Annotated in this window: 14 protein-coding genes; 7 read left to right on the top strand and 7 right to left on the bottom strand. The window is 42.9% G+C overall.

The features are described 5' to 3' along the window. Together AACS92_RS04680 and tnpA are read left to right on the top strand one after the other, a co-directional pair. The coding region (locus AACS92_RS04680; RefSeq protein ID WP_153044762.1) for a transposase at positions 1-406 on the top strand (406 nt) is incomplete at its 5' end. 36 nt (positions 407-442) lie between these two features. Next, a complete protein-coding gene (gene tnpA / locus AACS92_RS04675) occupies positions 443-898 on the top strand; it encodes an IS200/IS605 family transposase (RefSeq protein WP_099110181.1) in 456 nt (151 codons plus the stop codon). A gap of 97 nt (positions 899-995) precedes the next feature. Here the strand turns inward: tnpA and AACS92_RS04670 are convergent, their stop codons facing one another. Together AACS92_RS04670 and mdtH are read right to left on the bottom strand one after the other, a co-directional pair. After that, positions 996-1,559, bottom strand: coding sequence for a lipoprotein (locus AACS92_RS04670; RefSeq protein ID WP_099110180.1), 564 nt, complete (start codon positions 1,557-1,559; stop codon positions 996-998). Between the two features lie 54 nt (positions 1,560-1,613). Beyond that, on the bottom strand, positions 1,614-2,819 hold the full coding sequence (gene mdtH / locus AACS92_RS04665; RefSeq protein ID WP_099110179.1) for a multidrug efflux MFS transporter MdtH: 1,206 nt from the start codon (positions 2,817-2,819) through the stop codon (positions 1,614-1,616). Positions 2,820-2,994: 175 nt separating this feature from the next. Here mdtH and rimJ point away from each other — a divergent pair, with 175 nt between their 5' ends. Continuing rightward, positions 2,995-3,567: a ribosomal protein S5-alanine N-acetyltransferase gene (gene rimJ / locus AACS92_RS04660; protein ID WP_099110178.1), complete on the top strand. Its 573-nt coding sequence runs from the start codon at positions 2,995-2,997 to the stop codon at positions 3,565-3,567. A gap of 195 nt (positions 3,568-3,762) precedes the next feature. Next, entirely contained in the window at positions 3,763-5,301 is a 1,539-nt protein-coding gene (murJ, locus tag AACS92_RS04655; RefSeq protein ID WP_099110177.1) for a murein biosynthesis integral membrane protein MurJ, read from the top strand. A 64-nt stretch (positions 5,302-5,365) separates the two neighbouring features. On the opposite strand, the gene argS is transcribed toward murJ, so the two are convergent. Beyond that, positions 5,366-7,096, bottom strand: a complete 1,731-nt coding sequence (argS, locus tag AACS92_RS04650) for an arginine--tRNA ligase (protein WP_099110176.1) — start codon at positions 7,094-7,096, stop codon at positions 5,366-5,368. A gap of 230 nt (positions 7,097-7,326) precedes the next feature. Further along, entirely contained in the window at positions 7,327-7,509 is a 183-nt protein-coding gene (locus AACS92_RS21835; protein WP_369800389.1) for a DUF4180 domain-containing protein, read from the bottom strand. A gap of 552 nt (positions 7,510-8,061) precedes the next feature. Here AACS92_RS21835 and cutC point away from each other — a divergent pair. Then, positions 8,062-8,808 carry a copper homeostasis protein CutC gene (cutC, locus tag AACS92_RS04645; protein ID WP_099110175.1) on the top strand — a complete coding sequence of 249 codons (747 nt, stop codon included), beginning with the start codon at positions 8,062-8,064 and terminating at the stop codon, positions 8,806-8,808. Between the two features lie 85 nt (positions 8,809-8,893). Here the strand turns inward: cutC and cmoB are convergent, their stop codons facing one another. The 3 genes from cmoB to AACS92_RS04630 all read right to left on the bottom strand — a co-directional run bounded on the left by cmoB (position 8,894) and on the right by AACS92_RS04630 (position 11,189). Further along, the gene (gene cmoB / locus AACS92_RS04640; RefSeq protein ID WP_099110174.1) at positions 8,894-9,865 is read right to left on the bottom strand and encodes a tRNA 5-methoxyuridine(34)/uridine 5-oxyacetic acid(34) synthase CmoB; all 972 of its coding nucleotides are present in this window, start codon (positions 9,863-9,865) and stop codon (positions 8,894-8,896) included. Continuing rightward, positions 9,865-10,620, bottom strand: coding sequence for a carboxy-S-adenosyl-L-methionine synthase CmoA (gene cmoA / locus AACS92_RS04635; RefSeq protein WP_099110173.1), 756 nt, complete (start codon positions 10,618-10,620; stop codon positions 9,865-9,867). Before cmoA ends, cmoB begins: the two co-directional genes overlap by 1 nt. A gap of 170 nt (positions 10,621-10,790) precedes the next feature. Continuing rightward, a complete protein-coding gene (locus AACS92_RS04630) occupies positions 10,791-11,189 on the bottom strand; it encodes an MAPEG family protein (RefSeq protein WP_099110172.1) in 399 nt (132 codons plus the stop codon). Between the two features lie 265 nt (positions 11,190-11,454). On the opposite strand from AACS92_RS04630, the gene aspS reads away from it, so the two are divergent. Next, positions 11,455-13,224, top strand: a complete 1,770-nt coding sequence (gene aspS / locus AACS92_RS04625) for an aspartate--tRNA ligase (protein WP_099110171.1) — start codon at positions 11,455-11,457, stop codon at positions 13,222-13,224. Then, positions 13,224-13,658, top strand: a complete 435-nt coding sequence (gene nudB, locus AACS92_RS04620) for a dihydroneopterin triphosphate diphosphatase (protein ID WP_099110170.1) — start codon at positions 13,224-13,226, stop codon at positions 13,656-13,658. The genes aspS and nudB overlap by 1 nt, the downstream gene beginning before the upstream one ends. Positions 13,659-13,664: the final 6 nt, after the last annotated feature.

The following is a 13,664-nucleotide window of genomic DNA, read 5'->3' as shown; positions in this document are numbered from 1 at the left end:
ATTGTTAGCCGTGAAACTCACCGCAGGAAACACGGATGATCGCCAGCCAGTCAAAGCGCTGACAAAAGGATTAACAGGCTGTTTGTATGGTGATAAAGGGTACTTGTCCCAGGCTTTATGTGATGAATTAGAAGCGGAAGGTGTCACGTTAATCACGAATGTCCGGAGTAACATGAAAACCAAGGCATTATCTCTCTGGGATAGATTGATGTTAAGGCGGCGGTTTTTGATAGAAACCGTCGTCGATCAGCTCAAGAATATTTCTCAGATAGAGCATTCAAGGCATCGCAGTCAACTCGGTTTTTTATTGGAAGTTGCTGCTGGCCTTATTGCTTATACATTCCAACCTAAAAAACCGAGCTTGAATCTACGGGATAATGAGATCGCTATTTTTAAGCGAAGCTGAGGTTAATATTCGTAACTCAAATAAGGAAAGGTGTTTATGGGCATTAAAGCACAAAGCTCAGCGCATACAAAGTGGCTGTGTAAATACCCTATCGTCTTTTCGCCAAAATATAGACGGAAAGTGATTTTTAATAATATTCGTTCAAGTGTGGGAGAGATCCTCAGAGACCTTTGTAAGTATAAGGGTGTGGAAATAATCGAAGGTCATCTCATGCCAGATCATGTTCATATGTTGGTGAGTATTCCACCAAAGCTAAGCGTTTCAAGCTTTATGGGATATTTGAAGGGTAAAAGTTCGTTGATGATCTTTGATAGACACGCCAATTTAAAATATAAATTTGGCAACAGAAAGTTTTGGGCGGAAGGGTTCTATGTCAGTACGGTAGGGCTAAATGAAGCGACAATTCAAAAGTATATCAGAGAGCAAGAAAAGTCGGATTTAATCTCGGATAAATTGAGTAGTAAAGAGCATGTAGACCCCTTCAAGGGGTAGGCCAAAGCAGCAAAGACACTTAGCTTGAACGAAGAGAAAGCCGCGTCATTTAGGCGCAGTCGGTAACAAGCCCTTATTATTTCAATGGTAATAAAAATTATTTATCAGTTAAACCAATCACCAGTTTTCCCGGCTTAATTTCCAGTCCCTTAGCGAATTTTGCCGCTGCTGCTTCGGACTTGCTTTTTTCCGGATTAAGAACATAAACCGGATGAGTATCAAAAAACTCAGTTAACGAGGTATTCAGATAAGGAATCAATGCCTTGATCGGCCCAGCTACTTTTTCTGGGGTAGTCTGATAATCAATAATTTCCAGCCCTTTGACAAAAATCGCCCCTTTCTCTGCATCAAATACAGGCTTGGCCCTGATAGCCAATGTCATATCTGCTTGTGTTGAACCAAATAATGTTGAAATTTCAACTTTTCCCTTGCTGGTCAGGATGATTTTTTCCGGATCCTGGCGGCCTATTTGACTACTTAAATTTCCCAGAGAAACATTGAAATTTGCTATGCCAGCAATCCCAATTTCTTTCTGATAATGCACTTTTTTTAATAAATAATCATTGAGCAAGCCTTCACTGATGCTGAGATCTTTAAACTGACCGCAACCACTGAGTAAACCAATCAGCACTAACGCTGCCCCTAATAAAAACTTTTTCATGCCGGCTCCTATATTTATTTTTGCTGGGCAGATTCTACACCATTATTCATATTGTTAATGTCTACTAATGGTTACTGGTTCGATTTTTTTCTGATTAAATTGGCGATGAAGAGCATAAATGGTGAATAAGCCGATCAATCCTAATAAAACCCACGGCAATTGAGGCATATTCAAAGCATGACCGGTATCGTAAAGCCAGCCGCCACCGGTATAGCCCAATACGCCACCTAGCGCCAGCCCTAATCGACTGAATCCCATATAACTGCCACGAGCCCTTGGGTCTGCCAGACCGGCGCTGAGGGTTTCCCGGGCAGGCTCTGCCGTAACAGTTCCCAAGTAAAACAGGGCAATAAGGGCAAAAAGCAGGTGCAATTGGTTAATCCAGCCGATAGGAAACATGCAAAGGCTCATTAAAAATAAGCCTATCATCAGGCGCTGTTCCATGCGGAAATGTTTTTCACTCCACCGGGCGATAGGGTAAAGCAATGTCAGGGAAATAACTGCTTCGATAGCATACATCCATTTTACAGCTGTGTGGCTGCCGGACATTTCATGGATAATAATCGGGAACATCAGCATCACTTGTACTGATAAAATAAAATACCCTGTCAGGGTCAGTACATAATAAAAGAAGCGGCGATCTTTAATAACCCGCATCATACCTTCTTTGATGGGAGTGCGGATTGTCGAGATACGATATGCAGGTAGTAACCAGGCGTTTGCAATGGCTGCCAGAACAAAAATCCCGGCACCTATCCAGCACACCATATTGAAATTGTATTGTAATAACCAACTTCCTATCAGTGCACCAATTACAGCGCCTGCGCTGTCTTGCATTAATAATAGTGAATAGAAACGACCGCGTTCATGTGGACGGGTTAGTTTAATAACCAGCGCCGCTCGTGGTGGATCGAACAATGTTCCGCCCAAACCAGATAAAATACAGGAAAAGATTAATATCCACGGTTCAGAAGCTATTGCCATCAAAGCGAAGCCTAATGCGCGCAGTAACATACCGCAGACAATCATCGGTTTGGCACCAAATTTATCAGCAATGGCACCACCAAAAATGCCCAGCCCTTGCTGAACAAACTGTCGAGTCCCCAGAGCGAGCCCGACAATGACGGCTGCCCAACCCATTTGCTCGACGAAACGGATCGAAATTAATGGAAAAACAACGAAAAATCCCAGAACAACCAATATGTTATCAAGTAATAAAAAATATTTACCTAAACTACGGGCCTGTGAAACCAATGACATTTCGCACCATCAATATATGAGAAAATAAAAATGAAATTTCTATCATTTTGTACGCAATTCTATTTTTAAGATAGAGGATTTATATATGATATTTTTTTATCGTAAAACAATGATATTGGCTTTTATTAGCTATAAATTATTCAGAATCTTTTTAAAATAAATATCGGGAGAGGGCATGTTTGGTTATCGGTCTACATCGCCTAAAGTTCGTTTTATTACGGACAGGATGATCGTCCGTCTGGTATATGAGCGTGATGCTTATCGTTTGGCTGAATATTATTCAGAAAATAAAGATTTTCTTAAACCGTGGGAGCCGATAAGAGATCGGAGTTTTTACCAACCTTCTGGTTGGACGAATAAGCTAAGTTATGTTGCGGAATTACAACGGCAAAATGCGACATTTAATTTTGTGTTGTTGGATCCTAATGAGAACGAAATTTTAGGTGTGGCAAATTTTACCAATGTTGTACGTGGTGCATTTCACTCCTGTTATTTGGGTTATTCGCTGGCGGAAAAATTGCAAGGGCAGGGGCTTATGTATGAAGCATTGCAACCGGCTCTTCGTTATATGCAAAATCACCAGAAAATGCACCGGATCATGGCTAACTATATGCCGCATAACCAACGAAGTGGAAATTTGCTTAAGAAACTGAATTTTGAGCAGGAAGGGTATGCAAAAAAATACTTAATGATAGATGGTGTCTGGCAGGATCATGTTCTGACGGCATTAACCAACAATGATTGGTGAACGGGAAAGAGTATACAGGGTTAAAAATAATTAATAAAAAGGAGATAGCCAATGTAGGTAGGGTTTTTGTCTGTTAAACTTTGCCTATCAGTGCTATCTCATCGGATCATATTCGGTTCCATTTTAAGCATATCTGATGACGTTGCTTTACGCTTTCACGCTCATTTCATAGAAATATACTTATTAAACAATATCATGAACTTACTAAAATCACTGGCAGCCGTCAGTTCAATGACGATGTTTTCCCGCGTTCTGGGTTTCATCCGTGATGCTATTATTGCCCGTATATTTGGGGCCGGCGTAGCAACAGACGCCTTCTTTGTTGCGTTCAAGTTACCTAACCTATTACGTCGTATTTTTGCTGAGGGGGCTTTTTCACAGGCTTTTGTTCCCATTCTTGCCGAATATAAAAATCAGCAGGGGGATGAAGCAACACGAACTTTTATCGCCTATGTGTCCGGTATGCTGACATTGATCTTAGCGATTGTTACCGTAATTGGGATAATTGCTGCGCCGTGGGTTATTTATGTAACCGCGCCGGGCTTTGTTGATACACCGGATAAGTTTACGTTGACCCGTGATTTACTCAGAATCACATTCCCTTATATTTTCTTAATATCTTTGGCATCTTTGGCAGGGGCAATTCTGAATACATGGAACCGTTTTTCAGTACCTGCTTTTGCTCCAACTTTGCTTAATGTCAGCATGATCTTCTTTGCGTTGTTCGTGGCACCTTACTGTAATCCTCCCGTGATGGCGCTAGGATGGGCTGTGGTTGCTGGTGGTATTTTGCAACTGGCTTACCAGCTCCCTCATCTGAAAAAAATAGGTATGTTAGTGCTGCCTCGGGTTTCTTTCCGTGATAGCGGTGTATGGCGTGTTATTCGCCAGATGGGACCGGCTATTCTCGGAGTATCAGTCAGCCAGATTTCTTTGATTATCAATACGATTTTTGCTTCATTTCTGGTTTCCGGCTCTGTTTCATGGATGTATTACGCTGATCGATTAATGGAATTACCTTCTGGTGTCTTAGGGGTCGCATTGGGAACGATTTTATTGCCATCTCTGGCGAAAAGTTTTTCCAGTGGAAATCATGATGAATACCGGAAACTGATGGATTGGGGGCTACGCCTTTGCTTTTTGCTGGCATTGCCTTGTGCTGTGGCATTGGGGATTTTGGCTGAACCATTAACAGTATCACTGTTTCAGTATGGTAATTTTTCTGCTTTTGATGCAGCCATGACACAACGGGCATTAATCGCCTATTGCTTTGGCTTAATGGGGTTGATCGTTGTTAAGGTTTTGGCTCCCGGTTTTTATTCCCGTCAGGATATTAAAACACCGGTCAAGATTGCGATTGCAACCTTGATTTTAACTCAGCTAATGAACCTTGCTTTTATCGGGCCTCTGAAACATGCAGGATTAGCCCTTTCCATTGGTTTAGCCGCCTGTTTCAATGCAGTGATGCTGTACTGGCAATTGCGTAAGCGTGAGATATTTAAACCATTAGCAGGATGGGGAATATTCTTGCTTAAATTGCTGGTGGCAATTGTAGTTATGGTTGGCGTTCTGCTGGCGATGCTATGGCTCATGCCGAACTGGGAACAGGGCAATATGGCAATGCGTTTGTTGAGATTGATGGGCGTTGTGGTTGCCGGGGCAGGCAGCTATTTTGCCACATTAGCTTTGTTGGGATTCCGGTTAAAGGATTTCGCACATCGGGGATTACAGTGATTATTTAATCTATTAGTGTGTTTAAATACCCCGCCGCAAACGGCGGGGTATTTTTATAGTTCGATTACATCCGTTCTACAGTTTGAATCCCCAGAGTATCCAGACCCTGCTTCAGGGTTTTTGCCGTCAGTAAAGCCAGTTTCAGTCGGCTCTGACGCAATTCTTCATTTTCCGCATTCAGGATTGGGCAGTGTTCGTAGAAACAGGAGAACAGGCCAGCCAGATCATACAGGTAAGCACACATCACATGTGGTGTCCCTTCACGAGCTACTGTTGTGATTGTTTCTTCGAATTGCAGAAGACGGGTAGCCAGCGTTTGCTCGCGTTCTTCATTCAGTACAACAGGCAGTGTCAGGCTGTTTTCATCGATTTCAGCGCGTTTGAAAATAGAGGAGACACGGGTATATGCATACTGCATATAAGGAGCAGTGTTGCCATCAAAAGCCAGCATATTATCCCAGTCAAATACATAGTCTGTTGTGCGGCTCTTGGAGAGATCGGCGTATTTTACTGCGCCAATACCAACTGCCTCGATAACTTTTTTAAGTTCATCTTCCGGCATATCCGGGTTTTTCTCACGGATAAGTGCATCTGCACGTTCAATGGCTTCATCCAGCAGATCAGCTAATTTCACTGTACCGCCAGCGCGGGTTTTGAATGGTTTGCCATCTTTGCCCAGCATCATGCCGAACATGTGATGTTCCAGTGACATGGATTCAGGGATGTAGCCGGCTTTGCGTACAATTGTCCAAGCCTGCATTAAATGTTGGTGCTGACGTGAATCGATGTAGTAGAGCACACGGTCAGCATTCAGGACTTCATGGCGGTATTTGGCACAGGCGATATCTGTCGTTGTATAGAGGTAGCCACCATCTTTTTTCTGGATGATAACGCCCATCGGTTCACCTTCTTTATTTTTGAATTCATCAAGGTAAACCACGGTTGCGCCATCACTTTCAACAGCAATACCACGTTGTTTCAGGTCAGCAACGACCCCCGGCAGCATATCGTTATAAAGGCTTTCGCCCATCACGTCTTTTTCTGTCAACGTGACATTCAGGCGGTCATAAGTTGCCTGATTCTGTGACATGGTTATCTCAACCAATTTACGCCACATATTGCGGCAATATTCATCACCACCTTGTAGTTTTACAACATAGCCGCGGGCGCGAATGGCAAATTCTTCGTCTTCGTCATAATTTTTCTTGGCGGCGCGATAAAATTCTTCCAAATCTTCTAATGCCATATCACTGGCATTTTCATTCTGTACTTTTTCCAGATAGGCGATCAGCATGCCGAACTGAGTACCCCAGTCACCAAGGTGGTTAGCACGAATAACTTTATGGCCGAGGAATTCAAGGGTACGCGCTGCAGCATCACCGATGATGGTTGAGCGGATATGACCAATATGCATCTGTTTAGCGACATTAGGAGCAGAATAATCGATAACGATAGTCTGTGGTTCTACAGGGGATACTCCCAGTTTTTCTGCTGTCAGCGCGTTTTCTACATTTGTGGCAACCCATGTTTTATCAAGGAAGATATTGATAAAACCCGGGCCCGCGATTTCAACTTTGCTGGCAATTCCTTGCAGATCCAGCAAATTGACAACTTTTTCTGCCAGTTGTCGTGGTGGCATACCAACTTTTTTCGCGGCCGCCATGACACCATTTGCTTGATAGTCACCAAATTGAGCTTTTGCAGATTGACGAACGTGAGCCTCACTATCGGCTGGAGCACCAGCTGCAATCAGCGCACTACTGATTTTTTCTGAAAGAATAGCCTGTATATTCACAGTGTTACCTTAAATTACGTGCCAAAACCCATACATTTTTATAATGCAGCATTTTCTGGCATGCGGGTTATGAGAAAATAACGGGGTTTATACCATATTCAATACCCTGCATGCTACTATCAGCCCAGTTGGCAGGGGGACTTTTTGTTTTTGCTTCTTCTTTTGGTGGATTCTTCGTCGAGGGAAGATATCTGATAGCATCATTAATCTCTGATACGAAGAAAAGCTGGTTATTCCGATGACTTTCCACAAACAAAATCACGCAAACTAGTACTGATATGGGGGCACTTCGTAATATCCCTTAAAATAGCGATTTTTACCCGATAATTAACGAATGCTTGCAGTATTTCGCCAGCAATTTCCGTTTTTAATATGAAGCCAGCAATATTTCTGCATTCATGACTAAGGATAATATTAATGGCATCCTGCCGTTAGCGGAAAGGCTCTGGGGTATCTGTAATATGGATAAATAATGTGTTTGTTATTACGCCAAAATAATAGAAATATTAATAATTATTATCCAATACAAAGAATTAATGAGTAATTATCATAATATACTCGCTTAAATTAAGAATTAGTGGTTGAACAAAATATGAGCCTCTATGCAGGCAATCATCACGCGGATAAAGAGTCATATAAATGTGATTAATACTCTGATATTTAGAAAATATTTAGCTAATTGATTTGTTTTGATGGATGTTCAGGTTGTTATAATTGTGCAGCTAATAGCTGATAATGCCACTGTGATCAAGCATTATTCTTTTTCTATCTATTAATCTTGATAAAAATGCGGACATATCAGCAAAATTGACTTTTTCATAACGATTTATCAGCAAAAAATTCTGTTCTTGTGATTTGCAATATGTCATTTTGAAAAATAGTTGTCATAGTTAATAAGTTCGCTAATGGAATATTTCGAATCTATTTATGACGCATTGACAGATTTGAATTCAGAGGAGGGGTTAATGCTAAAACTGGAAATTTGTTGTTATAGCGTAAATTGTGCACTTATTGCACAAGAGGCAGGAGCTGATCGAATCGAATTGTGTGCAGGGCCATTGGAAGGGGGGCTGACCCCCAGTATGGGAATATTAAAACAAGCGTTGCAATGTTTATCTATTCCTGTACATCCGATTGTTCGGCCCAGAGGCGGAGATTTTTGCTACAGTAAATTCGATTTTGAAGCGATGAAAAATGATGTTTCCTTTATCCGCGATATGGGGTTTCCCGGTGTTTCTTTCGGTATTTTGAACGAAGAAGGGAAAGTTGATATGTTGCGCATGAGGCAACTGATGTCTTTGGCTGGAGATATGGCTGTTACGTTCCATCGCGCTTTTGATATGTGTTGTGATCCGCTGTATACGCTGGAGCAGCTGACCGAACTGGGTGTAAAGCGGATATTAACTTCTGGTCAGCAAAGTAGTGCAGAGTTAGGCTTACATTTATTAAAAGAATTGGCGCAGGCCAGTCGTGGCCCTAGTATTATGCCGGGAGCGGGTGTCCGGGCCAGTAATATTAGTAAGTTTTTAGAAATTGGCGTGAAGGAAGTGCACAGCTCAGCAGGGAAGATTGTATCTTCTAAAATGGTCTACCGTAAGGCTGGTGTAAGAATGAATTCCGAAGACCGTGAAATAGAGGAATACACCAATTATAGTGTCGATCCTGAGTTAGTAGAATCCATGAAAGGAGTAATGATCCTGATTGATCATTAAATCCCGGCTAAAATCACCTCTGAACATTGAAGGTGTGAACTGCCACAACGAGCAATTCACACATCAATATTTAAATTTGCAGGTTTTAAGGCTTGCGGGCAATAAGAACGGCGCGCAATGGTGCCGGATAGCCTTCAATTGTTTTGCGCTGATCTGACGGGTCAAGGAAATCAGCCAAAGATTCGGTTTTCATCCACTCTGTCTGACGTTGCTCATCTGTCGTTGTCACGGCCTGATCAACGATCCTGACATCGACAAAACCACATTTTTCCAGCCATGTTTTCAACATTTCAGCTGAAGGAATAAAGTAAACATTGCGCATTTGCGCGTAACGTTCACCCGGGATTAGGCATTGATATTCATCTCCTTCAATGACTAAACTTTCCAGAATCAGCTCTCCGCCGGAGACTAACTGATTTTTCAACTGCCACAAATGGTCAAGAGGTGAACGGCGATGGTAAAGTACTCCCATGGAGAAGACAGTATCAAACGCTTTTAATTCAGGTAACTGTTCAATACCCAGTGGGAGTAGGTGAGCACGTTGGTCATTACCCAAGAGTTTTCTGACGGCTTCAAACTGGCAAAGGAAAAGTTGAGTAGGATCGATACCGACAACTAACCCCGCACCTTCACCCACCATACGCCACATGTGATAACCACTGCCACAACCGACATCAAGTATGGTTTTTCCTTCAAGAGGGGAGATATGTGGTAAAACACGATCCCATTTCCAATCAGAGCGCCATTCAGTATCAATTTCAACACCGTATAACGAAAAAGGCCCTTTGCGCCAGGGCATCAGGATTTTCAGTATATTGCGGATACGTGCTTTTTCACCATCGGGTAATTCGGGAATGTGTGTGGCGATGACACCGTTCTTCAGATCAAGGTGAGAGGGTTGAATTTCAGGCAAGTTTTCCAGATTCTTTAACCACGAACTGAATTGGCCGTGCAGTGAGGCTTTCTGCCAATGGTTTAATTGTGCCGGTAAGCATTCCAACCAATGGCTCAGATGGTTTTTGGCAATTAATTGATAAAAATTCCCGAAATCGATCATTATTCGGCTCCCTTAACAGCTAATAGTGAACCGAAATTGAAACACTGGAACCAGACTTCGCTATGCTGGAAACCGGCTTGTTTCAGGCGTGATTTATGCGTCTCAACAGAATCTGTCCGCATGACATTTTCCAGCATGCTGCGTTTTTGACTTATTTCCAGCTCACTGTAGCCATTAGCCCGTTTGAAGTCATGATGCATGCTGAACAGTAATTCACCAATGTTCTGATCTTCAAAATTGAACTTCTCAGACAGAACCAGAACGCCCCCGGGTTTTAGTCCGGTATAAATTTTATTTAATATTTTCTGGCGATCATCCGGCTGAAGAAACTGCAATGTGAAATTCAGTACCACCATTGAAGCATTTTGAATGTCGGTATCAAGAATATCCTGTTCGATGATTTCAACGGGAGTTTTTGCCTTGAAAGCATCAATATGACGGCGGCAGCGTTCGACCATAGCCGGTGAGTTATCAACAGCAATAATACGGCAGCCGTCAACATTAATATTGCGGCGAATAGATAAAGTGGCTGCACCGAGGGAGCAACCAAGATCATAAATCTGGCTGTCCGGCGTGACAAAGCGGCTTGCCAGCATGCCTATCATGGAGATGATATTTGAGTAACCAGGAATGGAGCGTTTCACCATATCTGGAAAGACTTCGGCAACACGTTCATCAAAACTCCAGTCACCTAAGTTAGCGATTGGAGCAGAAAACAGGCTGTCCCGTTGGTTGTGCGGATCTTGATTTGACATAACAACATTGATTTTGGAAACAATTAAGAATTGGCTATTCTAGCAGAATGCAGGAAAAGGCAGGAAGCGCTAATCTAATAGAACTGTTTTGAGCAGTAAGATCAGGTAGTAAAGATGCCAATTGAAATGAATAATTGGCCTCTTTAATAATCAGTCAATCCGGGGACTGGTTACGAATAAGGAGAAAATATTGGCTCCCAAGGCAAATAATATATGTTGGCAACAACCATTATGATCATTGACATAAAGGTCGCCCCCATACCCATTCGCCGCCATCGGAGTTCACGCTGCTTTAGGCCATAGAAATGCAATAACCTGCCAGCAAGTAGTAATATTCCGCAAATATGCAGCATCCAGACTGTTGCTCCATTCATTTCCATGACCAGTAACAGAAGTAAGGAAATAGGAATATATTCAACAGCATTACCATGAACGCGAATCGCTGTTTGTAATTCGTAAAAACCGCCATCACCATATGCAACCTGATACTGTGTTCTTAATTTAATCACATCAAGAGACAGTTTAATTAACAATAGTGCGCCCAATACAATATAAAGTGAGCTAACCATTTCTAACTCCATTGCCTAACCCAAAAACGGCTTACTGATGATAAACCTCAAAAGTAAAACTGTCGCTATAAATCATCATATTTAATGATAAATTGGATTTGGTTTATCTGATCGTGAAAATTGTCTTGTCATGAAACGTGTTATAGCCTTATCTCCAGATAGAATTTCCAGTATAATGGCTTCCTTTTTTGACAATTCTTCCTAAAAGAACAATGCCAAAATTTCCGCAGCAGAATGCATAACGAGCTGAGTAAAAGGATATTGTATGCGTACTAATTATTGTGGGCAGTTGAGCCGGGCCCATGAAGGCCAAAAAGTGACTTTATCAGGTTGGGTAAACCGCCGTCGTGATTTGGGTGGTCTTATTTTTATTGATATGCGAGATCGTGAAGGTATCGTTCAGGTATTTTTTGATCCGGATAGAAAAGACGCATTTGCTCAGGCTTCTGAACTGCGTAATGAGTTTTGTATTCAAATTACCGGGATTGTACGCGCCCGTCCTGACAGCCAGATCAATAAAGATATGGCGACAGGGGAAATTGAAGTTTTTGCTGAAAGTCTTGAAATCTTCAACCGTTCAGAGCCATTACCGCTGGATAGCAACCAAAACAACAGTGAAGAACAGCGCCTGAAATATCGCTATCTTGATCTGCGTCGCACGGAAATGTCTCAGCGTTTCAAAACTCGGGCAAAAATCACGAGTTTTGTCCGTCGCTTTATGGATGATGCTGGTTTTCTGGATGTGGAAACTCCGATGCTGACTAAAGCAACACCAGAAGGTGCGCGGGATTATCTGGTACCAAGCCGTGTACATAAAGGCAAATTTTATGCCCTGCCTCAGTCTCCACAGCTGTTCAAGCAATTGCTGATGATGTCCGGTTTTGACCGTTATTATCAAATCGTCAAATGTTTCCGTGATGAAGACCTGCGTGCTGATCGTCAGCCAGAATTCACTCAGATTGATGTTGAAACTTCATTTATGACCGCTGAGCAGGTTCGCGAAATCATGGAAAAAATGATCCGTGAACTGTGGCTGGAAATTCGTGGTGTCGATTTGGGGACTTTCCCTATCATGACGTTCGCTGAAGCCATGCGCCGCTTTGGCTCGGACAAACCGGATCTGCGTAACCCGCTGGAATTGGTTGATGTTGCTGATTTGGTTAAAGACGTTGAATTTGCTGTTTTTGCTGAACAGGCAAATAACCCTAAAGGACGTGTAGCAACCATTCGTGTGCCGGGTGGCGCTGAGCTGAGCCGCAAACAGATAGATGAATACGGCAAGTTTGTCGGGATCTATGGTGCGAAAGGATTGGCATGGATGAAGGTTAATAACCGTGCCGCTGGTCTGGAAGGTGTTCAAAGCCCGATTGCCAAGTTCCTGTCCGCAGAAGTGGTTGAGGGCTTGTTGTCCCGTACTAATGCACAAGACGGTGATATTCTGTTCTTCGGTGCTGATCAGAAAAATATCGTTACCGATGCCATGGGCGCACTGCGTCTGAAAGTGGGTCGTGACCTGAACCTGACTGATCTGACCAGCTGGAAACCGCTTTGGGTTGTTGATTTCCCAATGTTTGAAGGCGATGGAGAAGGTGGTCTGGCTGCAATGCACCATCCATTTACTTCTCCATGCGATATGTCTGCTGAAGATCTGGAAAGCAACCCTGAATCTGCTATTGCGAATGCATATGATATGGTTATCAATGGCTACGAAGTGGGTGGTGGTTCAGTCCGTATCCATCGTAATGAAATGCAGCAGGCGGTATTCCGCATTCTGGGTATCACCGAAGAAGAGCAACAGGAAAAATTCGGTTTCCTTCTGAATGCCCTGAAATATGGCACGCCTCCTCATGCAGGGCTGGCTTTTGGTCTGGATCGCCTCGTCATGTTGCTGACGGATACTGATAATATCCGTGATGTGATTGCATTCCCGAAAACAACCGCAGCAGCTTGTCTGATGACTGAAGCACCGGGTTACGCAAGTTCGGCAGCACTGGAAGAGTTAGCTATTTCGGTTACTAAAAAAGAGAGCGAATAATGGATTACAAGCGCCCTGAATCTGTGCTGGTTGTTATTTATGCTGCCGACAGCAAAAGGGTGCTGATGTTACAACGGCGGGACGATCCTGATTTCTGGCAATCCGTTACGGGGAGCCTCGAAGAGAACGAAAAGCCGTATGAAGCAGCGTTGCGTGAAGTGCAGGAAGAGATTGGGATTGATATTGTCAGTGCCAATCTTGAACTGATAGATTGTCAGCGCAGCCTCTATTATGAGATTTTTTCACATTTACGTTATCGATATGCTCCTGGGGTAACACGGAACAAAGAACACTGGTTTTTGCTGCCGTTGCCCGGGGAGTGCGAGATCCTGCTGACAGAGCATCTGGCTTCTCAATGGCTGGCAGTGGAAAAAGCTGCCAGCCTGACTAAGTCATGGAGTAATCAGCAGGCAATTGAAGAGTTTGTTATTTAGTCTGCT

Source organism: Xenorhabdus sp. KJ12.1, assembly GCF_963876495.1.
Classification (GTDB): domain Bacteria; phylum Pseudomonadota; class Gammaproteobacteria; order Enterobacterales; family Enterobacteriaceae; genus Xenorhabdus; species Xenorhabdus stockiae.
The sequence above is the reverse complement of the archived record's forward strand: the minus strand, read 5'-3'. Positions and strand labels throughout refer to the sequence as shown.